The organism is Allobosea sp. P2_A10 (assembly GCF_056405115.1).
On sequence record NZ_JBFUCS010000006.1, the window covers coordinates 39,748 to 63,939 of the forward strand.

The window sequence follows — 24,192 nt, forward strand, 5'->3', positions numbered from 1 at the left end:
CAGGCCCTCAATGGCTGACGCTGCGGTCGGCGACGAGCGCGCCCGACGCGTGGGTCAGGACGGTCCAGCCGGCGGGAAGGTAGATCGAGGTGTAGGGCTCCTCGACGATCGCCGGCCCGGCGACGGGCGTCGTGCGGCTGATCGCGTCGCGGTCATGGACAGGCGTGGCGACCGCGCCGTGGCGGCCATGAACCGGGCGGTTACGAGTCGTGGTGTCGGTCCCGGCCACGACGCCATGCGCCGGCACCGGTTTGGCCAGCGCGCCGACGGCCTTCAGCCTGAGCGCGACGATCTCGACCGGCACAGCGGGCTCGTCATAGGAGAAGCGCTGGCGGTGGAGCGCGTGGAAATCCGCCGTCGCCTTGGTAACGCCCTCTGTGGAGAAATCGGCGGCTTCGAGCGGCACGCGCAGATCGAAGGCCTGCCCCGCATAGCGCAGGTCGAGCGCCCATTCGAAGCGCTGGGCCGCGTCGGGCACGCCATCCTCGGACAACAGCGTCTTCGCTTCCGCGACGAGACGCGTCGCCTTGTCGCCGAGCGTGGCGGCGAGTTCGGAGAGGAGCCCGATCTGCGTCGCGCTGAGATCATGGGCGATGTCGGACCAAAGGATACCCCAGGCCGAAAGCGTCGAGGCATGGGCCGGGAAGATCACACGGCTGATCCCGAGTTCCTCGGCGACCTCGCAGGCATGGACGCCGCCGGCGCCGCCGAAGGAGAGCAGCGCGAAATCCTCCGGGTCCATGCCCTTCTCGAACAGCGAAAGCCGCGTCGCGGTCGCAAGCGCCGAATTGGCGACGTCGATGACGCCGGCCGCCACCTGATCGACCGTGAGATCGAGTTTCGCGGCGATGGCTTCGGCCGCCTTGCGCGCCGGTTCGCGGTCGAGCGGCATCGCCCCTCCCATGAAGCTCGCACCATCGAGCCGGCCGAGCAGGAGGTTGGCGTCGGTGACGGTCAGTTGCGTGCCGCCCCGGCCATAGCAGGCGGGGCCTGGGTCCGCTCCGGCCGAGTGCGGGCCGATGCGCAGCCGCCCGCCCTCGTCGACCCAGGCGATCGAGCCGCCGCCCGCGCCGATGGTCCGCATTTCGATCATCGGCAGGCGCACGGGCAGCCCGTCGACCTCGCCCTCGTTGACCATCGCGATGGCGCCGTCATGGACGACCGAGACATCGAACGAGGTGCCGCCCATGTCGACCGCGACGAGGTTGGGTTCGGCGAGTTCCGCGGAGAGGCGTCTGGCGGCGGCCGCCCCGCCACTCGGCCCCGAGAGCAGCAGGCGCGCCGGCTCGCGGCCGGCCTTGGCGAGACCGGAGACGCCGCCGTTGGACTGCACGAGATAGACCTGCGCCGCCGGAATCTCGTCCTTCAGCCGCCCCGCGAGCCGGTCGGTGTAGCGCTGCACGATCGGCACCAGCATCGCGTTCAGCGCCGTCGTCGACATGCGCTCATATTCGCGGATTTCCGGCGAGATGTCGGAGGCCAGCGTGATCGCGACCCCCGGCAGCATCTCGGCGAGGATCGCCCCGATGCGTCTTTCGTGAGCGGGATTGGCATAGGCGTGCAGGAGGCAAACGGCGACGGATTTGACCTCGACCTTGGCCAATTCTCTCGCGATCTGACGCACGCCGTCCTCGTCGAGCGGGACGGTGATATCACCGCCGGCATTGACGCGCTCCTTCACGCCGAAGCAGTGGCGTCGCGCCACCAGCGGCTCTGGTTGGGCGAGCGTGATCGCGTAGACATCGGTGCGGCCATGCCGCCCGATCTGCATCACGTCCTCGAAGCCGGCGGTGGTGACGACCGCGCCAAGCGGCAGCTTGCGTTCGAGCACGGCGTTGGTCGCGATCGTCGTTCCGTGCAGCAGGTATTGCACCGCCGCCATCGGAAAGCCGAAGCGCTCCGAAGCCTGCCTTATGCCGGTCAGCAGACCGATCGAAGGGTCGGCCGGCGTGCTCGGGGTCTTGATCTGGTGGATCGCGCCCGTGGCCGCATCGAGGATCTCGATGTCGGTGAAGGTGCCGCCGATATCGACGGCGATGCGGATATCCTGTTGCATCGGGCAAAGCTCCGGTATTCCCGCGCGCGGCTGGCGAGCGGGTCATGTCTTGCGAAGGAAGGCGTTCGGTTCGGCGATTCTAGAGCCGGCAGGCTCGTCGTCTAAGATGCGCGGTCATTCCGGGCGCAGCGCAGCGGAGACCCGGAATCCATCGTAGAGCGCAACGCCTTTCGATGGATTCCGGATCGGCGCCGCTACGCGGCTTGTCCGGAATGACGGAGTGTTTCCGAGCGAGGTCATTTCACGAAGGTCCTGGCGAGGCCTGAGGTCCGGTCGACCACCAGCACGATCAGAAGGGTGAGCACGACGAGCAGCACCGAGAGCGCCGCGACCAGCGGGTCTGCCTGCTGCTCGACATGGTGATACATCGCGACCGGCAGCGTCGAGATGCGCGGACCGGTCATGAACAGCGAGAGCACGACCTCGTCGAAGGAGACGAGAAAACACAAAGCCGTCGTGCCGATCAGGCCCGAGCGCATCATCGGCAGGGTGATGCGCCAGAACACCGTCAGCGGCGAGGCGCCCAGCGTCGCTGCCGCTTCCTCGACCGGGATGGGCAAGGTCGCCAGCGCCGTCGAGAGCACGCGGATGGCATAGGGCAGCGTCACCACGAGATGGGCTGCGACCAGGCCCTTGAAGCTCGCCAGCAGCCCGTAGCGCGAGAACACGACCAGGATGGCCAGCCCCAGCACGATCGTCGGCAGCAGCAGCGGCGCGGTGAAGAGCGCAGCCAACGCTTCCGAACCGCGCGGCTTGAGCCGGACCAGCGCATAGGCCGCCGGCAGGCCGACGAGCAGGCTGATGATCGTTACCACGAAGGCGAGCAGCAGGCTCGTCCAGAACGCCGAGGTCATCTTCCCGTCGGCGAAGATCGCCGGATACCATTTCAGGCTCCAGCTCGAGGGCGGAAACATCATGTAGTTGTCGCCCGAGAACGAGATCGGCACGACCACGATCAGCGGCGCGAGCAGGAACGCGAACATCGCCAGCGCCATGAGCTTCAGGGTCAGGGAGACCGGCCGTTCATCCATGGCGCACCTCCCTCAGATCACGGCGCGCAAGGCGCGGCTGTAGAGCACCAGCGCCCCGCCGAAGATGACGAGGATCAGGATCGAGAGCGTCGCGGCGAGCGGCCAGTTCAGCGTCACGATCGCCTGGTCGTAGATTTCGGTCGCGAGCAGGAAGACGCGGCCGCCGCCGAGCAGCTTTGGCGTGATGAAGGACGAGACCGCCAGCACGAAGCAGAGCAGGCAGCCAAGCGCGATGCCCGGCAGCGTCAGCGGCAGGATCACCCGATGGAACACCTGGAACGGCGTCGCGCCCAGCGTCGAGGCGGCTTCCTCGACGCGGGAGTCGAGCCGCCCGAAGCCCGCCATCAGCGCCAGGATCATGTAGGGCATCAGGATCTCGGTGAGGCCGATGACGACGCCGGTCTTGTTGAACATCAGCCGGATCGGCGTTGCGCCCAGCGCCGTCAGCGCGTTGTTGACCAGCCCGTTCTCGGACAGGATCGCGATCCAGCCATAGGTCCGCACCACCGCCGAGGTCAGCAGCGGCGAGATCACCAGCACGAGCAGGATGGTGCGCCAGGTCCCGCTGGAGCGGTGCAGATAGAGCGCGATCGGATAGGAGCAGAGCAGGGTGACCAGCGTGATGCCGAGGCTGACCGAGATGCTGTTGACGATCAGCTCGGCATAGAAGGTGTCGCTGAACACGGCGAGCCAGGTGACCAGCCCGTAGACCTCGCGCATCGCGCCGGTGGGCTCGACCGCGTAGAACGACATCCGCGCGAGGTTGATCACCGGGACGAGGAAGCCGAGCCCGTTGACCAGCGCGATCGGCGCGAGCAGCAGCACGACCAGCAACAACCCGGTCCGGCGCTCCTCCACGACCGGCGCGGGACCCGCGATGGCGACAGCGGCGCTCACGCGGCGGCCCCGTAGACGAAGACGTCGCAAGCGCGCCAGGACAGGCTGACCGGGGCGCCCGGTTCCAGCACGGTCTCGCCGCCGCGCGTCGCGAGTTCGACGCAGACGATCTGCCCGGCGACGTCGACATCATATTGCAGGATGTCGCCGGCGAAGATGGTGCGGGCGACGATGCCTGAAACCCGGTGGTCGCCGGCTGTGCTCCCGGCCGTCGACAGCATGACGCGGTGCGGACGGATCATGACCTCGACCGGGCCCGACAGGTCGGCGGGCGCGGCGATGCGCTGGCCGGCGAATTCCGCTGCGCCGTCCTTCGCCACTGCCTTCAGCCTGTTGCTGCGCCCGACGAAGCCGGCGACGAAGGCTGTCTTCGGCGTCTCATAGAGATCGACCGGCGTGCCGAGCTGTTCGAGCCGGCCCTGGTTCATCACCACGACCTTGTCGCACATGGTCAGCGCCTCGACCTGGTCATGGGTCACGAAGATCGCGGTGATGCCGAGTCGCTTCTGGATGTCGCGGATTTCGTTGCGCATCTCGTCGCGCAGCTTGGCGTCGAGATTGGACAGAGGCTCGTCGAGCAGCAGGATGGAGGGGCACACCACCAGCGCCCGGGCCAGCGCCACGCGCTGCTGCTGGCCGCCCGACAACTGGGTCGGCTTGTGCTCTTCCTTGCCGGTGAGATGCACCAGCGCGATCGCCTCTTTTACCCGCCGTGCGATCTCGTCCTTGCCAACCTTGCGCATCTCCAGCCCGAACGCGACGTTCTTCGCCACGCTCATATGCGGAAACAGCGCATAGGACTGGAAGACCAGCCCCATGTCGCGGCGATGGGTTGGAAACTCGGTGAGGTCCTGCCCGCCGACCACGATCCGGCCAGACGTCGCCGGCACGAGGCCGGCGATCATCCGAAGCGAGGTGGTCTTGCCGCAGCCCGAGGGCCCGAGAAAAGCGATCAACTCGCCCTTAGGCACCTCCAGATCGAGATGGTCGACCGCCTTGAAGCCGCCATAGCTCTTGGTCAGGCCCCGGATCGAGAGGAAGCCCTCGCTGGCAACGGTATCGCGGCGGTCGGTCATGATCGTCTCGGGTCCTTCGGTTCGATCAGCGGCTCAGCGGGATCACCTTGCGGCGCCACTGCTCCATGATCGGCTCGCGGACCTTGGCGAGCGCGATCCAGTCGATCGCGATCACCTTGTCCATCGACTTCACGGCGGTGCGGTCGATGGCGGCGGGCGAGATCTGCGCCTTGGCGTTGGTCGGGGCGTAGAACATGCTCTCGGTGAAGGCCTTCTGCGCCTCCTGGCTCAACGCGTAGTTGATGAAAGTCTTGGCGGCGTCCTTGCCCGGCCCGTTGGCGACATGGTTGATCGTGTTGATCTGGAAGGCCGAGCCCTCGGACGGCAGAACCGCCTTGAGCTTGCCGTTAGAGGTGTCGGTGTTGACCTGGGCGCGGGCGTTCCAGCCGGCCCCGATCGTCGCCTGACCGGAGATGATCGTGACGTAGACCTCGGGCTTGGGCTCCCAGGTCTGGACGTTGGGGGCGATCTCCCCCATCGCCGCGATGCCCTTGTCGACGCTGGTGAGATAGTTCGTGCCGCCACGCGCCTTGTCGAGGATCAGCACCAGCGAGAGGCCCTGAATGTCGGGCATGCCGGGGATCGCGACCTTGCCGGCGTATTTCTTGTCGGCGAGGTCCATCCAGCTCTTGGGAGCCTCCTTCACCGCGTCGGTGTTGTAGAGCATCACGAGGTTGTCGAAGGTCACCGCCACACCATCGACATCGGGGATGCGCGCCGCCGGGAACAGTTCGGCGACGTTGGGCGCGCTCTTTTCGTCGATCTTGGTCAGCAGCTTCTCGTCGGTCGCGGCTTTCGAGACCGAGACGTCCATGATCACGACGTCGGCCTGCGGCGCGGCCTTCTGGGCGCGCAGATTGCCGAGCATCTGAGCCGAGTTCGGCATCGGGAAATATTCGATCTTTATGCCGGGATTGGCCTTCATGAAGGGCTCGACCACGGCCTTGGTGTAGCGCTCCTGGAACAGGCCGGAATAGGCCATCACGGTCACGGTCTGCTGCGCCATGGCGGCAGGCGTGCCGAGAACGCAGGCCAATGCGGCTGCGATCACGAGTTTCGTCGAATTCTGCATGCGAAATCCCCTCTGTTGTGATGCGCGGGCGGTTATCCGCCCGTCGTCAGGCCAATTTTCTGATCATGCCGTGGCGAGTTTGCCCTCGACCATGGCGGTGGCGCCGGAAATGTCGGGCAGCGTCTCGCCCTTGCGCAGGCGTTCGAGCAGGACGAGTTCCTGCTGCTGCATTGCGATGGCGCGCCGCGCATAGGCTTCCGCCGTCGCGGCCTTGAGCACGACCACGCCGCTCTCGTCGCAAAGCACGGCATCGCCGGGTTCGATGGTCTGGCCGCCGACGCTGACCGGTACGTTGATCGCGCCTTCGGTGCCGAGGATCTTGGTGGTGATCGGCGAGGGGCCGCGGCACCACATCGGCATGTCCGTTTTGACGATCTCGGAGAAGTCGGTCGCCGGCCCGTCGATGACGCCGGCCGCGACGCCGGCATTCTTCATCGCATGGGTCACGACGCCACCCCAGCAGGCATGCTTGTCGTCGCCGCAGCGGTCGATCACGACGACGTCGCCCGGCCGGACCATACTGGTCAGGTAGTGCAGCGCCGTCGAGTCGGCATGAGGAATGCGGATGGTCACGGCCGTGCCGGCGACACGCTTGGTCGGCAGCACGGCGCGGATCTCGCGGTCGACGAAGCCCGAATGCAGGACATGGCCGATGGTCGCAACCTCGCACTGCTCCAGCAGGGCGACGAGTTCGGGAGAAATCTGCGGGGGCATGGCGTTGACGGTGAACATGGGATTTGTCCGCTCAGGCGATGACGTGATGATTGGCGACCGGCACAGCCGCGCGGACCTTGGCGGTGTAGTCGAAATCGAGCCTTGCACTGGTCGTGCCGACGCCGTCGGACGCCTGCGCAGCGATATGGCCCCATGGGTTGATCACCATGGAGTGGCCGTAGCAGGCGTTCTTGCCCTGGGCGTGCGTGCCGGTCTGGCCGGTGGCGAGGAACCAGGTCTGCGTCTCGCAGGCCCGGGCGCGGGCCAGCAGCTCCCAATGGTCCTTGCCGGTCATCAGCGTGAAGGCCGCCGGCAGCACGATGATGTCGGCGCCCGCATCCCGCAGCTTGCGGAACAGTTCGGGGAAGCGGATGTCGTAGCAGATCGCGCAGCCGATCGTGGCGTCGTTCAGTTTGTAGGTCACCACGTCTTCGCCGCGCGAGACCATGTTGGATTCGCGGTAGCTGACGCCGCCGGGCGCATCGACGTCGAACAGGTGGATCTTGCGGTAATGCGCGATCTGCTTGCCGTCTGGCCCGAACACGATCGTCGCGTTGAAATAATCGTCGCCGTCGCGCTCGCAGACGCTGCCGGCATGGAGCGTGATCTTGTGCTTCTCGGCCAGACCCGACATCAGCCGGTAGCTCTCGCCATTGGGAAAGGTCTCGGCGCTGTCGCGCATCGCCTGGGCGTTGCCGTCGAGGAACGCGTAATACTCTGGCAGCACGACGAGATCGGGATTGTCCTCGGCGACGACCTTCTCGATCATGGCCCTGGCCATCTTCAGGTTCGCGGACTTGTCGTCCTGCGAGTTCATCTGGACGAGCGAGACTTTCACCGGCGTTCTCCCTGCGCGAGCATGATGCCGAAAAGTGGTGGCCGGTTTTCGGACGGCACCATGCTCGAAACCAACTCTTCTCAGCAGACCAAACCCCGCTGGCTCCGGCAAACGCGAAATTCTTGTCCGGCTCGACAAGAATTGCTTATGAGAGCGGCATGGTCAGGCGATGCCGCATTTGCGGGCAGGTCAAGCGCGATCAGCCACGCGCGTGGCCGGCTGCGATTTCAACCGCCATATCGGCGATCAGCGCGGGCAAAGCATTGCCCGGCGTGTCGGTGAAGACGGCGTGGAAATGCAGCGGCGGCAGCTTCGCCTCGACATCGAGCACGTCGAGTTCGCCATTGTCGAGGAACTCCTGCACCACGACCTGCGGCAGGACCGCGACCCCGACGCCGTCACGGATCAGCCGCGTGATCGTCGCCAGCGAATTGGAGTTGAAGACCCGGATCGCGCCTGCGCCGATGCCGGCAAGCTCGATCGCGCGCAGCACCGATTGATGCGGCTGCGAGCCCTTGGAATAGGCGAAGACCGGATAGTCGACGAGATCGGTGATGGCGAGACGGCCCGGCTTCAGGGTCAGTCGCGGCGAGCCGATCCAGAGGCAGTCGAAGACGCCCAGCTCGATGTTGCGGATGTGGGGCGCAACCACCGGCCCCATGATCAGGCCGAGATCGATCTGGCCGTCCTGGATCTGGCGCGCGAGATTGAGGCTGGTGTCGACGTTCAGGTCGATGGTGACGTTCGGATAGGCTTCCTTCACCCGCTCGATCAGGCGCGGCAGCCACGCATAGACGACCGTATCGACCGTGCCGATCATCACGTTGCCGCGCATCTGGCCGCTATCGCCGACCAGGCGTTCGAGTTCGCCGACCATGCGCACGATCGCTTCGGCCTGCGGCAGGGCGCGCTGGCCGTGCGAGGTCAGGCTCACGGTGCGCAAATCGCGTTCGAACAGGCGCACCCCGAGTTCGCGCTCCAGCGTCGCGATCCGGTTCGAGACCGCGGCCTGTGTCGTGCAGAGCTTGTCGGCGGCGACCGAGAAATTCCGCAGCCGCGCCACCCAGACGAAGGTTTCGAGGAATTTGAGGTTCAAGTCGAAGCTGCTTCGCGTGAGGGAGGAGCGGCGGCTGCTCGCCTCTGCTTAACCGCTGGGCAGCCTTGCATGCAATGCCGGGCCGCCTGGCGCCTCCCGGCGCGTCAGCTCTTCGGCTTCAGCGAGACGCCCCAGGCGCGCGGCTGGCCGAGCGCCCAGCCGCCATAGTTCTGGACATTGGCGCGTGCGGCGCTGGTCTCGACGCTGGAATACATCGTGATCATCGGCACGTCCGCCCGGAAGCTCGCCTCGAGCTTGTCGAACAGCGCCTGCCGCTGGGCCTTGTCGGCGATTTCCATCGACTGCGTCAGCAGCGCGCGCGCCTCGGCATTGTCCCAGACCTTGCGCGGCTGCTTGTCCTTGTCGCCGCTGACCATCTCGAAGGACAGCGAGGGGTCGAGACGGGCCGAATAAGGGAACGCCATCGCCTGGAATTCGCCCTTGGTGTAGCGGTCGAGCATCGTCGCCCATTCCAGCACCTCGAGCTCGATCTTGATGCCGGCCTCCTGCGCCATCGCCTGCGTCACCAGCGCGATGTCGAAGATCGACGGATAGCGCTTGGTCGTCATCAGCTTGATCGTCTCGCCCTTGTAGCCGGCCTCCGCGAGCAGCTTCTTGGCGGCAGCGAGGTCGCGCTTGGGAACCTCGGCCTGGACCTTGCCGTAATAGCTGCTCGGCACCGGAATGACCGACAGGCTGGCCTTGGATTCGCCCTCGGTGACGTTGGCGACAAGCTGGTCGAGGTCGAGCGAGGCCGCGATGGCGCGGCGCATCCTGACATCCTTCAGCAGCGGGTCGCGCGTCTGGAAAAGCAGGCCGTTCAGGTCCATCGTCGCCTTGGTCTGGAGCTGGATGTCCTTGCGCTCCTTGTATTCGGGCATGTCGGAGTTGGCGATGTCGGGATTGATGTCGATATTGCCGGCGAGCAAGCCGGCCTTTGCCGCGGCGGAATCCGGGATGATGACGAAACGCACCTTGGCGACCAGCGGCTGCTTGTTGCCGGTATGGCCGTCGCGCGCGCCAGGCAGCGCGGCATAGGCGTCGTTGCGCAAAAGCTCGATATACTGGCCGCGCCGCCATTCGCCGATCTTGAACGGTCCTGTGCCGATCGGGTCCTTCCATTTGCCCTCCGCGTCGACCGAGGCGCGGTGATAGATGCCGGTGCCGCCGCAATCGGTCCGCGCCAACAGCGTCAGGAACAAAGCGGAGGGCTTTTCCAGCGTGAAGACGACGGTCTTGGCGTCCTTCGCCTCGACGCTGACGACTTTGGTCAGGCCGCGGCCATCGACCTCGGGCAGGCAGCGCCAGCCATTGGCGGGCGTGGTGTAGCGTTTCCAGGCGAACAGCACGTCGTCGGCGGTGAGCGGCGCGCCATTGTGGAAGGTCACGCCGTCACGGAGCGTGAAGCTGTAGGTCTTGCCGTCAGGCGAGATATCGATCGACTTCGCCAGCATCGGCGCGACCGAGGTGTCCTCGCGATAGGCGACAAGCCCTTCGACCACATGCAGCACGACGGCGTCGGTGTTGCCGTCGCGGTTCATGCCGGGGTCGGTAGAGCGGATATCGGCGTTGAGCCGCAGCCGGAGCGTGTCCTGCTGCGCCAGCGCGACGGGAGCGGAAAAGGCGAGGGCGGCGAAGGCGCAGACGGAAATCAGCGTGCGTGTCATGTCGTTCCCCTGATGGTTGTCGGGCGACCGCGGCGTCCTCGCCGTTCTCGTCGCGAAAAACTGTCGGTTGCTCCCTTGCCTCAGGCGGCGTGCGGCCGCGCCGTGCCGGCATTGGGCTGATGGATCGTCATCTCCAGCCGGTAGGTCTCGAAGCTGCGGTTCAGCGCCGGCAGCATCGCGACTTCCATCATGCCGCGCGCCGGCTCCATCACCAGCATCGCAACCGTTGCCGAAAGGTTGTTCGAGGTGTTCATCCGCGGCGGCCGGCACACCGCCCAGGGCGTTTCGAAATCATCGAACAGCGCGGTCTTGACGACGTCGGTCGTCACCTTGCCGAGATGCGGCTCGATCAGCGACCGCACCCGCAGGTCGCGATAAAGCGAATCCGGCGTCGTCGCGACGCCGCGATCGACCAGCTTGGAGAGCGCGACCGGGCTCTGGAAATGATTGGCGTGGACCAGCAGCCCTTGCTGCGGATGGACCTGGAAGGTTTCGTCGGGCGCGCATTCGAAATCGATCGCGATCCCGTTGGCGTGCGCCACGATCATGTTGTTGGCGGCCGATTTCTGCGTGGTGTAGACCGCGCTCATGGCCAGGGCGAGCTGCTGCTGCTCCAGCACCTTGCGCCGTATCAGTGCCAGCGGCACGCCGAGCTTGCGATAGTCGCGGTCGCATTCGAGATAATTGGCGGTAATCGAGATGCCGGCCGCATTGAAGCCGGTTCGGGCCAGCGCGCCGGCTTCGGTGAAGGTCAGGTAGTCGGGCCCATCGTCGCGCCTGACCTTGAGCACGACGGTGGTCTCGGCGCATTCGGCCTTCCAGTCCCAGTCCATCGCATGAATCAGGCTACCTTCGGAGGTGGCGCCGGGCAGCACCACGAGCCCGGTGCAGCCATCGGGATCGTCGGGCGCCGGCTCGCCGCGTTGCTTGCGCTGGGCGAGCTTCAGGATCTCGGTGCGGGCGTTGAGCAGCACGATCGCCGCATAGGGCACGCCCGCGCCCTCCGCGATGCCGTGCATCTCGTCGATATAGGCCGGCTCGAAGGCCGCGATCGTCGGCTCGAACCGCGCCACCAGCGCCTCGACCTCGGGCCAGCCGAGCTTGCCGGCCTCGAGCTGGGCCGAGTAATGCGCAATGCCGCGCTTGACGCGTGCGCTCGCCTGTTCGCCATAGGATCGGCCGCGTTCGCGCGGCGTGCCGCTGACCTCGACGAGCGGGCAGGGCACGATCTTGGGCTGCATCTGGCGTGCCGCCAGGGACGGATGAGCGGGGGACGACATGCGGGCTCGACGCCTTTCGCGGTGACGCCATGTCCCGAATCGTGAAATCCGTCGGACGAGGCGATCTGACGATCCGGCAGGCGATTGCACTTGCCGAGGGATTATTGTATTTCGTTAATCGATGAAACAATCAAGCGAAAAAGTCGCGGAATCGCCGACCCGGCTGCAGCAGGACCTGCTCGGCGCCATCGTCGCGCTGATCCATCAGGATGGGTTGAAGCCCGGCGCGCGGCTCAACGAAAATCGTCTGGCGCAGCAACTCGGCGTCTCCAGAACGCCGATCCGGGCCGCGCTGGAGCATCTGGCGGCGGGCGGCTATGTCGAGCGCCGGCCCAATCGCGGCATGGAGCTCGTCGCGCTGCCGCCCGCGCAGGGCGCAGCCGAGGCGCAGGATGGCGGCACGGATGATCTGATCATCAGGATCGCCCATGACCGCGGCCGCGATCTGCTATCCGTGGACATCTCCGAAACCGAACTGATGCGGATCTATGCCGCCGGCCGTCAGACCGTGCGCGCCGCACTCGGTCGCCTGGCCGATCTCGACATCGTCGAACGCAAGGCCGGCTATGGCTGGCGCTTTCTCGACACGCTGCAGGACCAGACGGCGCGAACGGAAAGCTATCGTTTTCGTATTCTGATCGAAGTCGCGGCCATTCTCGAACCCGGTTTCTCCCTGAAGCCCGACTGGGTCGCGACGATGCGGCGTGGCCATGAGGAGACGCTTCACCTTGCGCTGTCGGGCCAATGGAGCGTCTCGTCCAGCGTCGCCTTCTTCGAGATGAACGCCGCCTTCCACGAAGGCGTCGGCGAGGCTTCCGGCAACCGCTATCTCGCCGCCGCGATCGCGCGCCAGAACCGGCTGCGCCGGCTCTCCAATTACGACTGGACGCATGGTGTCGCCCGTGTCGTGGTGAACTGCCGCGAGCACCTTGAAATCCTCGAACGCCTGGAGGCGCGCGACCAGCAGGTCGCCGCCGCGCTGATGCGCCGGCATCTCGAAATGGCCAGCCGCCTGCAGCCATCTTTCGAAAACAGAGATTGATTTTTGGAAGCTGAAACGCAATTATGGCGGCGTTCCCTCACATGGACGTCCGCCCTTGCGCTCTCAAGCCTGCCTCTGGAACGAGACCGCCGTCGCCGGAGCTGACTATCCGGAGCTGGCAGGCGCTTGCGAGGCTGAGGTCGCCATCATCGGCGCGGGTTTTGCCGGGCTCTCGACGGCGCTCGCACTGGCCGAGCGCGGCATCGCCGTCGTCGTGCTGGAGGCCGGCGAGATCGGTGAGGGTGCGTCTGGCCGCAATGGCGGGCAGGTCATCGCCGGTCTCAGGCATTTCCCCGAGGAACTGGTCGAGGCCTATGGCCGCGAGCGCGGCCGAAGGCTCTACGAATTCGGCGCCGGCACGGCCGACGCGGCATTTGCCCTGATCGCGCGCCATGGCCTCGCCTGCGACGCCACGCAGGAAGGCTGGATCAACGTCATCGACGCCAAGGCCGGGCTCGACACCGTCCGCCGCCGGGTTGCCGCCTGGCAGGCTCAGGGCGTCGCCGCGCGCTCGCTCGACAAGGCGGAGTTGCGCGATCTCACCGGCACGGACGCCTATCTCGGCGGCTGGATCGACCCGCGTGGCGGCGGCGTCCAGCCGCTCAGCCTCGTGCGGGAACTGGCGCGGGCGGCTCAAAAGGCTGGCGCGATCCTTCACACGCGGTCGCGCGCCACTGCGATGACGCGCGCCGGGCAGGACTGGCGCGTCGCGACCTCCGCCGGTTCGGTCACGGCGCAGCGCGTGCTGGTCGCGACCAATGCGCTGGCCGGTCCGCTCTCGCCGCCGCTGGCGCGCAGCTTCCTGCCGGTCTGGAGCTATCAGATCGCGACCGATCCGCTGCCGGCCTCGGCCGGCGTGATGCGTACCGGCGCGGTCGTTTCGGATTCGCGCCGCGTGCTGCGCTATTTCCGCCGCGACCGCGATGGCCGGCTGATCGTCGGCGGCAAGGGCACGCCGACCGGGCCGAAGGGCTTCGGCTCCTTCAACCTCCAGCAGCTTACGCTGGCCAGGCTCTATCCCGAACTCGCGGGCGTCGAGCCGCGCTGGTACTGGGGCGGGCAGGTCTCTGTCACGCTCGACCGGCTGCCGCGTCTCTTCGTGCTGGATGACGGCGTGCTCGCGACACTCGGCTGCAACGGCAAGGGCGTCGCCTGGAATCTCGCGCTCGGCCCGGTGCTGGCCGACGCGCTGACCGGGGCCGATCCCGACACCCTGCCGCTGCCGCCGGTGCGGCCGCCGGCCCCGATCCCGTTCCACGGCCTCAAACGCCTCTATGCCGCCGCCGGCAGCACCTGGCTGCGCTTCCGCGATACCATCGAGCGCCAGACTCCCACTTTGTCCTGAAAGAGCCGAGATCATGAGCCTCGCAGACGCCGGCACAAACCGCGACGACGCCTTCTGGATGCCGTTCACCGCGATGCGGCAGTATCGGCAAAAGCCGATGACCTTCGTCGCCGCCGACGGCATGCACTACGTCTCCGATGATGGCCGCCGCATTCTCGACGGCATGGCCGGGCTCTGGTGCGTCAATGCCGGGCACGGCCAGCCCAAGATCACCGAGGCGATCCGCGACATGGCGGGCCGGCTCGATTTCGTCTCGTCCTTCCGGATGAGCCATCCCGGCGCAAGCGCGATGGCGCGCGCCCTGACGGCGCTCGCGCCGGCCGGGCTCGATCACGCCTTCTTCGTCGGCTCGGGCTCGGAGGCCGTCGATACCGCCCTGAAGATCGCACGCGCCTATCATCAGGCGCGCGGCGACGGTCGGCGCGTCAAGCTGATCGGTCGCGCCAAGGGCTATCACGGCATGGGCTGGGGCGGCCTGTCGGTTTCCGGCATCGGCCGTCACAAGCGCGATTTCGGGCCGCTGCTCGGCGATGTCGCGCATCTGCCGCTACCTTACGACGCGACGATGGCGTTCTCCGGTGGCCGGCCGGAAACGGGAGCAGACTACGCGCAGGCGCTGGAGCAGCTCGCCGCCATCAATGACCCCGGCACCATCGCAGCCGTCATCGTAGAGCCCGTCACCGGCTCGGGCGGGGTCTATCCGCCGCCGCTCGGCTATCTCGAGGCGCTGCGGGCGATCTGCGACAGGCACGGCATCCTGCTGATCTTCGACGAGGTCATCACCGGCTTCGGCCGGCTGGGCACGACCTTCGCGGCGGAAGCCTATGGCGTGCTGCCGGACCTGCTGACCTGTGCCAAGGGCATGAGCAACGGTGCGGTGCCGATGGGCGGCGTGCTCGTCCGCGACACGGTCTTCGACGCCTTCATGGCTGGCCCGCCCGAGGCGATCGAACTGTTCCACGGCTACACCTATTCGGCCCACCCGTTGGCCTGCGCCGCAGGGTTGGCGACCATCGCGCTGCATCAGGAGTTGGGCCTGAACGCCCGCGTCGCCCGTCTCGCACCGGTCTGGGCCAAGGCGGCGCTGGACTTACGCGCGCTGCCGCATGTCGCCGACATCCGGACCGCCGGCATCCTCGCCGGCATCGACCTCGAACCACGCCCAGGTGCGCCGGGCGCGCGGGGCAGCGCGGTGGCGCAGGCCTGCTTCGAGGCCGGCGTGCTCATCCGCAACGCCGGCGACACGCTGGTGCTGTCGCCGCCGCTGGTGCTGGACGAAGCCGACATCGACCGCCTGTTCGGGACGGTCGAGGCCGCGCTGAAGCAGGTGGCGTGAAGCGCGGAGCAGGCCAGCTTGCTCCCAAACCACGACGTCATCCCGGGTCGACCTATGGTCGCCCGGAATGACAGTCTACGGTTCTGCGATAAGCCGTCGCCCTCACTTCGCGCGCTTGGAGCCGACCAGTTCGTCCCATTTCCGGAACGCCACGACCATTTTGTCGGGTTTCAGCGGCAGCTCGATCGGGTTCTTGGCGATCAGGTCGGCATATTCGGGCCGGCCGAATTCGGCGATGACCTTCTGGCTGTTCTCCGGCGCCAGCGACAGCGGCACGTTCTTCACGGCCGGGCCGGGATAGAGGTAGCCCTCGTCATAGGAATAGGCCTGCATCTTCGGCGTCAGTACGAACGCCATCATGTCCAGCACCACGGCGAGCCGGTCGTCCGGCACGCCCTTGGGCACGCACATGAAGAAGGCGTCGGAGACCCAGTGGAAGCCGTTGAGCGTGCCGATTTTGGCCTCCTTCGGCACGATGCCGAGCGCGCGCGGATTGATGTCCCAGCCCGTGGTCGAGATGATGATGTCGCGCGAACCCTCGCCGAACTCCTTCATCGTCGCCCCGGTGCCGGCCGGATAGTATTCGACATATTTGCCGAGCTCCGCCAGATAAGCCCAGGTCTTGTCCCAACCGCCGACAGGATCCTGCGGGTCCTTGTCGCCGAGGATGTAGGGCAGACCCATCATGAAGGTGCGGCCCGGCCCCGAATTGGCGGGGCGCGCATACATGAAGCGGTTGGGATTGGCCTTGGCCCAGGCCAGCAGCTCCTCGGCCGTCGTCGGCACGGCCTTGACCCGGTCGGCCGCATATTCGAGCAGGGGGCCGGATGGGTAGTAGTTCATCACGACGCCGAAGCCGTCGCCCTGGACCTTGTGCAGGTTCAGCGCGGCGGGCTCGTAATTCGCCTCGATATTGGGGAATTTGTCGGCGAAATCGGGCAGGATCTTGAGCCAGAGCTTCTGGTCGAGGCCCGCCGCGAGGCCGTCGCTGCCGGTCAGGATGAGATCGAGATCGGCCTTGCCGGCGTCCTGCTGCGCCTTGATCTTGCTGGCGAGTTCCGGCGCCGGGGCCTTCACGAAGGCGATGCGCGAGACCAGCTTGGGATTGGCGCTGCGATAGTCCTCGAAGGCCTTTTGCATCAGCGCCAGCGCGCCGCCGACATCCATGACGCTGATCGTCACCGGCGCGGTGGGCAATGCCGGCGACGCGGCGAAAGCCGAAGGTGCTCCGCTTGCGACGGCGGCAAGCCCGCCCAGCACGGTGCGGCGGTCGATTCCAGTTCGGGTCTCGGTCATGTCGTCGTCTCCCCTTTTTTGTTCAGGCGGCATGTGGCGAAGTCAGGCGGGCGCGTCCGTCATAGCGGCGTTCGATCGCGCCGATGCGGACGCGTGTGATTTCCAGCGTGTCGGTCCATTCGATCTCGCTTGCGGGCAGCGACAGGCCGGCAGTCTCAAGCGCCCCGGCGATTGCCGTCAGCGGATGGCGAGAGGCCATCGCGATCGCCTCCCCCGGCGTTGCAAGCCCCCAGGCGACGACATTGCGCACCGCCTGGTCAAGACAGAGCGTCGAGCCTGCAAGCGAGGCGCGATTGCCGGCAAGCCGGACCGACCCGTCATCCAGCCGCTCAATCGCGATGCTCCCGAGCCGATAGGCGCCTGGCAGCGCGGCGGCGGCTGCCACCGCATCTGTGACGAGGATCGAACGCTCGAAGCCTTTTGCCCGTAGCAAAGCCTTCAGTGCTTTCGGGTGCAGATGGATGCCGTCGGCGATGAAGCTTGCCTGGAGCCGGTCCTCGGCGAGCTGGGCGAAAAGCGGATTGGCGAGCTTGTGCAGATTCTGCGGCAGGCCGTTGCCGAGATGGGTGGAGAGGCTCGCGCCGGCTTCCGCCGCCGCCGCGACCTGCTCGAAATCGGCCGCTGTATGACCGAGCGCGATGACGCAGCCCGACTGCGCTAGCGTCGCGATCAGCGTCGCGACGCCCTCGATCTCCGGCGCGACGGTCACCATCAGGATCGGGCGGGCGAGCCCGACCTGCAGCCGCTCGACGAGGCCGGCGTAGGCTGGCGTCATCGCCTCGGGTGGATGGCAGCCGTGATAGCCCGGCGCAGGGTTCAGGAAGGGGCCTTCGAGATGATAGCCCGGGCACATCGCCGCGCCGAGCCGGCTGCCTGTGATAGCCGCGTCGAGAGCGCGCAGTCGCGCCTCAAGTTCACCCGGATGGGCAGTGATGATCGTCGGCAGGCAGGTGGTGACGCCGGTTGCGAGCATCGCTTCCAGCGCATGATCGATCTCGGCCGGCGTCACCGCGCCTGAATTGAAATCGACGCCGGCGAAGCCGTTGACCTGGAGATCGACGAGACCTGCCGAAATCATGATCCCCAACCCACCTTGCGATCAGCTTTTCGAGAGCAGTGAGGCTGCCGGCGGATCGATGAACAGCACGGTGTTGCCATGCTGCTGCAGGATCGAGGCCGGATGCAAGGGGCTGACCGGTCCTTCCAGAGCGTCGCGCGCCGCCTGCGCCTTGCGGGTGTCGGAAACGGAGAGCACGATGAGTTCGCTTTTCAGGATCTGCCTGACGCTCATCGAGATCGCGCGCTCGGGCACCGCCTGAAAACTCTCGAACCAGCCTTCGCCGAACTGCTGGTTTCGGCACGCCTCGTCCAGCGTCACCACGATATAGGGCTCGTCGGTCTCGAAGTCGGCCGGCGGATCGTTGAAGGCGAGATGGCAGTTCTCACCGATGCCGGCAAAGCAGACATCGATGCGCCGGCCTCCGATGAAGGCGTTCAAACGCTTCGTCTCGGCCTGCGGATCGCCCTCGCCATCGACTGGGACGAACGTCACTGCGCCTTTCAGCGGCGCGAGAAACCGCTCGCGCAGATAGCGCCGGAAACTCGCCGGATGCGCTTCGCTCAGGCCGACATATTCGTCGAGATGAAAGGCCGTCACCTTCGACCAGTCGATGCCCTCCGCCACGACGAGATGGTTCAGGACATCGAACTGGCTCGCGCCGGTGGCGACGATGATAGTGGCATTGCCATGCTCGGCGAGCGCGGAGCGGATGGCGGCGGCGCCGCGCTCGGCGGCGGCCTTGCCCAGGCCGTCCTTGCTCGCGATCAGGTGAAGATCGATCTGGCTATTTTTGAACATTTTCTGGTAAAAATCTTTCCAAAATCTCAATTCGAAGTCTATGAAACTTCGTTGAAAACGCAATCGATAATTTTGAACGCAATCGTTCCAAATTATCGATGCCCGGATCGTGCGACATGATGCTAGCGACCATCGAGGACGGCCAGTTCGCCGGAGCGCATGAGCGGGATCGCGCCCGCATCTACGGGCTCATCGCAGGCGGCCTGTCGCATGCACGCTCCGACATCGCCAGGCGTCTGGGCCTGCGCTCGACCACGATCTCGCGCGTCGTCGCCGATCTGGTGGCGCGCCGCCTTGTCATCGAGATGGCGGGCGAAAGCGCGGGGCGCGGCCGCCCCGCCGCGACGCTGATCGCCAATACCGGCATGGTCGGAGCCTCCGTCATCCATGTCGCGAGCCAGTCGCTGTCGGGCGCGCTGGTTGGGTTGGACGGGCGTCTCATCGCGGAACGCATGGTCGCCGTCCCCGCCGAGGCCGACAACGCAGGGCTCGCCAGCGAACTGGCGGCGCTCGCCGCTTTCCTCCTCGCCGCAATGCCTCGCGGCATGACGCATGCGGGTACTGTCGTGTCGCTGTCGGGGCTACTCGATCTCCGGCGCAAGCGCTGGCTGATGGCCTCGCGCTGGCCGCGAATGCGCGATCTCGACATCGAGGCGGTGCTTGCGCCCATCGGCGGTCCGGTCGAGATCTGCCGCAATCTCGATGCGGAACTGCGGGCGCGGGCGGCGCGCGAGCCGGATGGCTTTCCCGGCGGCACGCTCCTGCTGCATTGGGGCTGGGGCGTCGGCCTCGCCTATGCCGTCGATGGCGAACCGCTGGCGCCGGCCGGCGGCCCGTTCGGCGAGATTGGCCATTGGCGTTTCTCCGTGCTGGGCGATCGTCCTTGCGGCTGCGGCAACACCGGCTGCCTGGAGACCGGCGCGGCGCTCTGGTCCCTGCTGCCGCTGCTGAGGCAGCGCTGGCCGGCGCTGGGCGAGGACGAGGCGCGGCTCTCGGAGCAACTCGCCCATTGCGACCTTGCGAGCCTGCCGGAGATAGACGTCGCCGCTCAGGTGCTGGCGCGCGCGCTCGCCAATGCCTGCCGTATGTTCTTCCCGGCCCGCATCATCGTCAGCGGACCCTTCATCGCTAACGCCGCGCTCTGGGCTCGTTTCGACGCGCTGTTGCGCGCCGAAGGCGCCATGCAGGGCCTTGCCTTGCCGCATCTGATCAGCGTCAGGGCGAGCCGCCATTTCGAGATCCATGGCGCGGCGGCCCCCCTTCTCAGCCGCGCGGTAGCAGCGCTGCTGAAGGGCTGAACGGCGGCGCGCATGTCGGTTCAGTGCAGCGGCCAGCCTTTCGCCGACGACACCGCGCGCATCACGCCGCGCAGCTCTGCAAGCCCCTTGAGCCGGCCGATGACCGGATAGCCCGGATGGGTCGGCTTGCCGATGTCGTCGAGCAGTTCATGGCCATGGTCGGGCCGCATTGGAATCCGCCAGTTCGCATCGCCGGAGAGCCGCCGCCGTTCCTGCTCTTCCAGCAGCGCGGAGACCAGCGCGACCATATCGGTGTTGCCGTCGAGATGGTCGGCTTCCATGAACGAGCCGTCCGCGTCCTTGGCGACATTGCGCAGATGGGCGAAGTGGATGCGCGAGGCGAAGCGCCTGGCGATCGCCGGCACGTCGTTGTGCGGGCCTGCTCCAAGCGAACCCGAACACAGCGTCAGCCCGTTATTGGCGCTCTCGACGGCGGAGAGCAGGAAGCCGATGTCGTCTCCGCCCGAGACGATGCGCGGCAGGCCCATCAGCGAACGCGGCGGATCGTCGGGATGGATCGCGAAGCGCATGCCGAGTTCGTCGGCGAGTGGGATGATTTCGCGCAGGAAGCGGGCGAGATTCTCGCGCAGAACGTCGCGCGTGACGCCTTCATAGCGCGCCAGCATCTTGCGCAGGCCCGGAATGTCGTAGCGGTCATACGCGCCCGGTAGCCCGGCCATGATGCTCGACAGGAGCGTCGCCTTGTCTGTTTCCGACGCGGCCTTGATCCAGGCCCGTGCCGCGTCGAGCGTCGCCGGGGCGAACTCGGCCTCGGCGCCGGGGCGCTCCAGCATGTAGCAGTCGAAGGCCGCAAAGCGCACGATGTCGAAGCGCAGCGCGGTTCCGCCGCCGGGCAGCGGATGGGCGAGCGTGGTGCGCGTCCAGTCCAGCACCGGCATGAAGTTGTAGCAGATCGTCTTGACGCCACAGGCCGCGAGGTTGCGCATCGATTGCCGGTAGTTGTCGAAGAGCGGGGCAAGGTCGCCCTCGTCGAGCTTGATCCGCTCATGGATCGGCAGGCTCTCGACCACGCTCCAGCGCAGGCCGAGCGACGGATCGGCCGCGATCAGCGCCTTGCGTTCCTCGATCGCCTCGATGCTCCAGGTCTCGCCATAGGGGATATCGTGCAGGGAGGTGACGATGCCGCGCGCGCCCGTCTGCCGGATCTGCGGCAGCGTGACCGCGTCCTTGGGCCCAAACCAGCGCCAGGTCTCTTCCATTACCCGATCCTCTCTTCCATGGCGTTTCTCCCTGCGCGGCGCGTTTGAGGCTGCGCCGCTTGTCGTCTCAGCCTCGCCGTGCGGCGAGCCTGGTCTTGTCGAAGGCGTCGACATGCGCCTGCGCGATGGCTTCGATCGCGTCGAACACGGTGCGCAGATGGCCGCGCATGGCGGCTTCGGCGGCCGCGGCGTCGCCTCGTCCGACACAAGCCGCGATCGTCTCGTGCTCGCTCAGGATCATGTCCGACCAGGACGGCGTCTCCAGCGAGAGGCAGCGTACCCGGTCGAGCTGCGCCTTGACCGATTCGATGAGACTCCAGACCGAAGGATAGCCGGCTAGACGAGAGAGCTCGGCGTGGAAGGCCTCGTCGAGGCGAAAGAAGGTTTTGCGGTCTCCGGAGGCCATCGCCCGACGCTGCTGGTCGACGAGGTCGCCGAGCGCGGCCTTGCCGGCGGTGTCGATCCGTTCGGCCGCGAGCACGACCGTCCGGCACTCCAGCGTCTCGCGCACGAACTGGCTGTCATAGACGGCGGCGAGGTCGATCTGCGCCACGAAGGTGCCGACCTGCGGGACGACGACGAGGAAGCCTTCGTCCACCAGGCGCTTGAAGGCTTCGCGCACGGGCGTGCGGCTGACGCCGAACTGCACCGCCATGCGGGCCTCCGACATCGCTTCTCCCGGCGCGATCGCCGCTTCCAGGATATCGCCGCGTAGAGCCCGGTAGATTTGCTCGGTGCCCTGCCGCGCGGCAGAAAAGGTCATTGCACAGGTCCCACTCGCTGGTATACTAGCATACCAATCCATTCCCGGCAGCGTCAACCGCTACGGGAGGGAAAGGCGTCAAGGCCATCGCAGTCGGGCATTCCGGCGCGATCGGCACGAAGGCGCCAAGGACAGGCGGTCAACGCCGGCACGCATGGGAGACGGCTCGATGTATGACCAGGCCCTCGCAGAAGCCTCCAGCCGCCGCGCGGCGGGGCCGGACATGGTGGCGTCGCGGGCGACGCTGCAGGCCGGTCGGGGCGTCGACATGATAAGCCGGCTTCCTGTTATCTTCCGATCGATCCCAGGCGTCTCGCCTGCTGCAACCCTGTGGCTTTCATGACGATCAACGCAGCGAATTTCCGTGAGCTTCGGCTGGACCGCCTGAGCCGAGACTTCGGCACGCACAACGCTTTGAAGGATGTCTCGCTGACGATCGGCAAGGGCGAGTTCATCGCGCTGCTCGGCCCGTCCGGCTGCGGCAAATCGACCACGCTGAACCTGATCGCGGGGCTCCTGCCGGCGACGGGCGGCGGCATCTGGCTCGACGACCGGAGGATTGACCCGCTGCGGCCGGAGGAGCGCGGCTTCGGCATGGTTTTCCAGAACTATGCGCTGTTCCCGCATATGAGCGTGAAGAAGAACATCGGTTTCGGCCTGAAGATGCGCGGCCTGCCCAATGCCGAGATCGACAAGCGCGTCGCCGAGGCGGCAGCCCTCGTCCGGCTTCAGAGCCAGGTCGAGAAGCTGCCGGGCCAGCTCTCCGGCGGCCAGCAGCAGCGCGTCGCCATCGCCCGCGCCATCGTGGTCGAGCCGCCGCTCGTGCTGATGGACGAGCCGCTCTCCAATCTCGACGCCAAGCTCCGTCTGGAGATGCGCGCCGAGATCCGCCGCATCCACAACACGCTGGGCGCGACCACGATCTATGTCACGCATGACCAGGAGGAGGCGCTCTCGCTCGCCGACCGTATCGTCGTGATGCGCGAGGGCGAAGTTCGCCAGGTCGGCACTCCCGAGGATCTGTTCTCGCGGCCCGACCATCTCGACGTCGCCGAGTTCATGGGCTTCCGCAACATCGTGCAAGGTCGCGTCGGCAGCGTCTCCGGAGACAGCGCGGCCGTCGCGGTCGGCGCGGCCAGCGTGTCCGGGCGCATTCGCGGCGCGGTCGTGGCTGGCGGCAACGGCCATGTCGCCATCCGTCCGGAAGATCTGCACCCGCTGCCGGCCGGCCAGAGCGGGCTCGTCGCGACCGTGATTTCCACGGAGTTCCGTGGCCGCGAATTCGTCGGATTCGCCCGGATGGAGGACGGCACGGACCTGTCCTTCCTCGCCGAGCACAAGCTCGAGCCAGGTGCGACGGTCACGCTCGGCGCCGATCCGACCCGGGTGCTGGTCTTCCCTGGAGCGGCCGCATGAGCGCCGCCATCGACGCCATTCCGCTGAAGCAGAGGCTTGCGGCGCGCGGGCTCGACGGGCTGACGCTGCTCGTCCTGCCGGCCGTGCTCTTCCTGCTGGCCCTGTTCATCTACCCGTTCCTGTACGGGCTGGTGCTGTCGTTCAATCCCAAGACGGGCGGAGCGCTGGCGAACTACACCAAGTTCTTCTCCGATTCCTTCCTCTACGGCACGATTGCGACCACGCTCTGGCTGGCCTTGCCGGTGACGCTGCTGACGCTGGTCTTCGCGGTGCCGATCGCCTTCCGCGTCCGGCTGCTGCAGCGCCAGCGCCTTCTCACGACGTTGCTGGTCATCCCGATTACGCTCGGCACCGTGCTGGTAGCGGAAGGTCTCCTGGCCTATCTGGGCCCGCAGGGCTGGTTCAATCGCGTGCTGATGACGCTCGGGCTGATCTCGACGCCGATCAAGCTGCTGCATAATTACTGGGGCGTGATGCTCTCGCTGGTGATCACCGGCTTCCCCTTCACCTTCCTGCTGACGCTGTCCTATCTCTCGGGCATCGACCCGGCGCTGGAGCGGGCCGGCGCGACGCTCGGCGCAGGGCCGTGGGAGCGCTTCAAGCACATCCTCTTCCCGCTGCTGCTGCCTGGCCTTGCCATCACCTTCTGCCTGAGTTTCGTGCAGGCGTTCTCGGTGTTCCCTTCGGCGGTGCTGCTCGGCGCACCGGCGGGTCCGACCCGGGTGATCTCGATTGCGGCCTATCAGGCAGCCTTCGAGGAGTACGATTATTCGATGGCCTCGGCTGTGGCGATGATCATGGGCGTGGTCCAGCTCTCGATCGTCGTCCTGATCCTGAGCGCGCGCGGCTTGCTCTATCGCGGCCCGGCCGGCGGCGGAAAGGGCTGAGATC

21 protein-coding genes are annotated in these 24,192 nt (G+C 66.7%); 6 read left to right on the plus strand and 15 right to left on the minus strand.

The genetic code is table 11. From position 1 onward, the window contains the following. Positions 1–7 precede the first annotated feature (7 nt). The 10 genes from AC1DZY_RS10600 to AC1DZY_RS10645 form a co-directional block, all read right to left on the minus strand. Positions 8–2,056, minus strand: a complete 2,049-nt coding sequence (locus AC1DZY_RS10600) for a hydantoinase/oxoprolinase family protein (RefSeq protein WP_476820076.1) — start codon at positions 2,054–2,056, stop codon at positions 8–10. A gap of 236 nt (positions 2,057–2,292) precedes the next feature. Next, positions 2,293–3,087 (minus strand): ABC transporter permease, encoded by a 795-nt coding sequence (locus AC1DZY_RS10605; RefSeq protein WP_476820077.1) that lies wholly within the window; start codon positions 3,085–3,087, stop codon positions 2,293–2,295. Between the two features lie 12 nt (positions 3,088–3,099). Continuing rightward, the gene (locus AC1DZY_RS10610; protein ID WP_476820078.1) at positions 3,100–3,984 is read right to left on the minus strand and encodes an ABC transporter permease; all 885 of its coding nucleotides are present in this window, start codon (positions 3,982–3,984) and stop codon (positions 3,100–3,102) included. Further along, complete coding sequence (locus tag AC1DZY_RS10615) at positions 3,981–5,060, minus strand: ABC transporter ATP-binding protein (protein WP_476820079.1); 1,080 nt, start codon at positions 5,058–5,060, stop codon at positions 3,981–3,983. The genes AC1DZY_RS10610 and AC1DZY_RS10615 overlap by 4 nt, the downstream gene beginning before the upstream one ends. A 25-nt stretch (positions 5,061–5,085) precedes the next feature. Next, the gene (locus AC1DZY_RS10620; protein WP_476820080.1) at positions 5,086–6,132 is read right to left on the minus strand and encodes an ABC transporter substrate-binding protein; all 1,047 of its coding nucleotides are present in this window, start codon (positions 6,130–6,132) and stop codon (positions 5,086–5,088) included. 63 nt (positions 6,133–6,195) lie between these two features. Further along, positions 6,196–6,864 (minus strand): RraA family protein, encoded by a 669-nt coding sequence (locus AC1DZY_RS10625; protein WP_476820081.1) that lies wholly within the window; start codon positions 6,862–6,864, stop codon positions 6,196–6,198. Positions 6,865–6,877: 13 nt separating this feature from the next. After that, a complete protein-coding gene (locus tag AC1DZY_RS10630) occupies positions 6,878–7,684 on the minus strand; it encodes a carbon-nitrogen hydrolase family protein (protein WP_476820082.1) in 807 nt (268 codons plus the stop codon). Between the two features lie 199 nt (positions 7,685–7,883). Beyond that, positions 7,884–8,780, minus strand: coding sequence for a LysR family transcriptional regulator (locus AC1DZY_RS10635; RefSeq protein ID WP_476820083.1), 897 nt, complete (start codon positions 8,778–8,780; stop codon positions 7,884–7,886). 104 nt (positions 8,781–8,884) lie between these two features. Then, a complete protein-coding gene (locus AC1DZY_RS10640; protein ID WP_476820084.1) occupies positions 8,885–10,447 on the minus strand; it encodes an ABC transporter substrate-binding protein in 1,563 nt (520 codons plus the stop codon). Positions 10,448–10,527: 80 nt separating this feature from the next. Next, complete coding sequence (locus tag AC1DZY_RS10645; protein ID WP_476820085.1) at positions 10,528–11,727, minus strand: C45 family autoproteolytic acyltransferase/hydolase; 1,200 nt, start codon at positions 11,725–11,727, stop codon at positions 10,528–10,530. A 121-nt stretch (positions 11,728–11,848) separates the two neighbouring features. On the opposite strand from AC1DZY_RS10645, the gene AC1DZY_RS10650 reads away from it, so the two are divergent. The 3 genes from AC1DZY_RS10650 to aptA are packed head-to-tail and all read left to right on the plus strand — an operon-like array spanning position 11,849 to position 15,450. Then, entirely contained in the window at positions 11,849–12,769 is a 921-nt protein-coding gene (locus AC1DZY_RS10650; RefSeq protein WP_476820086.1) for a GntR family transcriptional regulator, read from the plus strand. A 55-nt stretch (positions 12,770–12,824) separates the two neighbouring features. Beyond that, complete coding sequence (locus tag AC1DZY_RS10655) at positions 12,825–14,114, plus strand: NAD(P)/FAD-dependent oxidoreductase (RefSeq protein WP_476820087.1); 1,290 nt, start codon at positions 12,825–12,827, stop codon at positions 14,112–14,114. 13 nt (positions 14,115–14,127) lie between these two features. Then, positions 14,128–15,450: an omega-aminotransferase AptA gene (gene aptA, locus AC1DZY_RS10660; protein WP_476820088.1), complete on the plus strand. Its 1,323-nt coding sequence runs from the start codon at positions 14,128–14,130 to the stop codon at positions 15,448–15,450. 102 nt (positions 15,451–15,552) lie between these two features. Here the strand turns inward: aptA and AC1DZY_RS10665 are convergent, their stop codons facing one another. The 3 genes from AC1DZY_RS10665 to AC1DZY_RS10675 are packed head-to-tail and all read right to left on the minus strand — an operon-like array spanning position 15,553 to position 18,604. Beyond that, positions 15,553–16,746 (minus strand): extracellular solute-binding protein, encoded by a 1,194-nt coding sequence (locus tag AC1DZY_RS10665; RefSeq protein WP_476820089.1) that lies wholly within the window; start codon positions 16,744–16,746, stop codon positions 15,553–15,555. Positions 16,747–16,768: 22 nt separating this feature from the next. Beyond that, positions 16,769–17,824: an N-acetylglucosamine-6-phosphate deacetylase gene (locus AC1DZY_RS10670; RefSeq protein ID WP_476820090.1), complete on the minus strand. Its 1,056-nt coding sequence runs from the start codon at positions 17,822–17,824 to the stop codon at positions 16,769–16,771. Positions 17,825–17,845: 21 nt separating this feature from the next. Next, positions 17,846–18,604 (minus strand): glucosamine-6-phosphate deaminase, encoded by a 759-nt coding sequence (locus tag AC1DZY_RS10675; protein ID WP_476820091.1) that lies wholly within the window; start codon positions 18,602–18,604, stop codon positions 17,846–17,848. A 116-nt stretch (positions 18,605–18,720) separates the two neighbouring features. Between AC1DZY_RS10675 and AC1DZY_RS10680 the strand changes: the two genes are divergently transcribed. Then, positions 18,721–19,902, plus strand: coding sequence for an ROK family protein (locus AC1DZY_RS10680; RefSeq protein ID WP_476820092.1), 1,182 nt, complete (start codon positions 18,721–18,723; stop codon positions 19,900–19,902). A 20-nt stretch (positions 19,903–19,922) separates the two neighbouring features. Here the strand turns inward: AC1DZY_RS10680 and uxuA are convergent, their stop codons facing one another. Together uxuA and AC1DZY_RS10690 are read right to left on the minus strand one after the other, a co-directional pair. Then, positions 19,923–21,122 carry a mannonate dehydratase gene (gene uxuA / locus AC1DZY_RS10685; protein ID WP_476820093.1) on the minus strand — a complete coding sequence of 400 codons (1,200 nt, stop codon included), beginning with the start codon at positions 21,120–21,122 and terminating at the stop codon, positions 19,923–19,925. Between the two features lie 67 nt (positions 21,123–21,189). After that, positions 21,190–21,885 carry a GntR family transcriptional regulator gene (locus tag AC1DZY_RS10690; RefSeq protein WP_476820094.1) on the minus strand — a complete coding sequence of 232 codons (696 nt, stop codon included), beginning with the start codon at positions 21,883–21,885 and terminating at the stop codon, positions 21,190–21,192. A 339-nt stretch (positions 21,886–22,224) separates the two neighbouring features. Here AC1DZY_RS10690 and AC1DZY_RS10695 point away from each other — a divergent pair, with 339 nt between their 5' ends. Next, positions 22,225–23,301, plus strand: a complete 1,077-nt coding sequence (locus AC1DZY_RS10695; protein WP_476820095.1) for an ABC transporter ATP-binding protein — start codon at positions 22,225–22,227, stop codon at positions 23,299–23,301. Next, positions 23,298–24,188 (plus strand): ABC transporter permease, encoded by an 891-nt coding sequence (locus AC1DZY_RS10700; protein WP_476820096.1) that lies wholly within the window; start codon positions 23,298–23,300, stop codon positions 24,186–24,188. Before AC1DZY_RS10695 ends, AC1DZY_RS10700 begins: the two co-directional genes overlap by 4 nt. Positions 24,189–24,192: the final 4 nt, after the last annotated feature.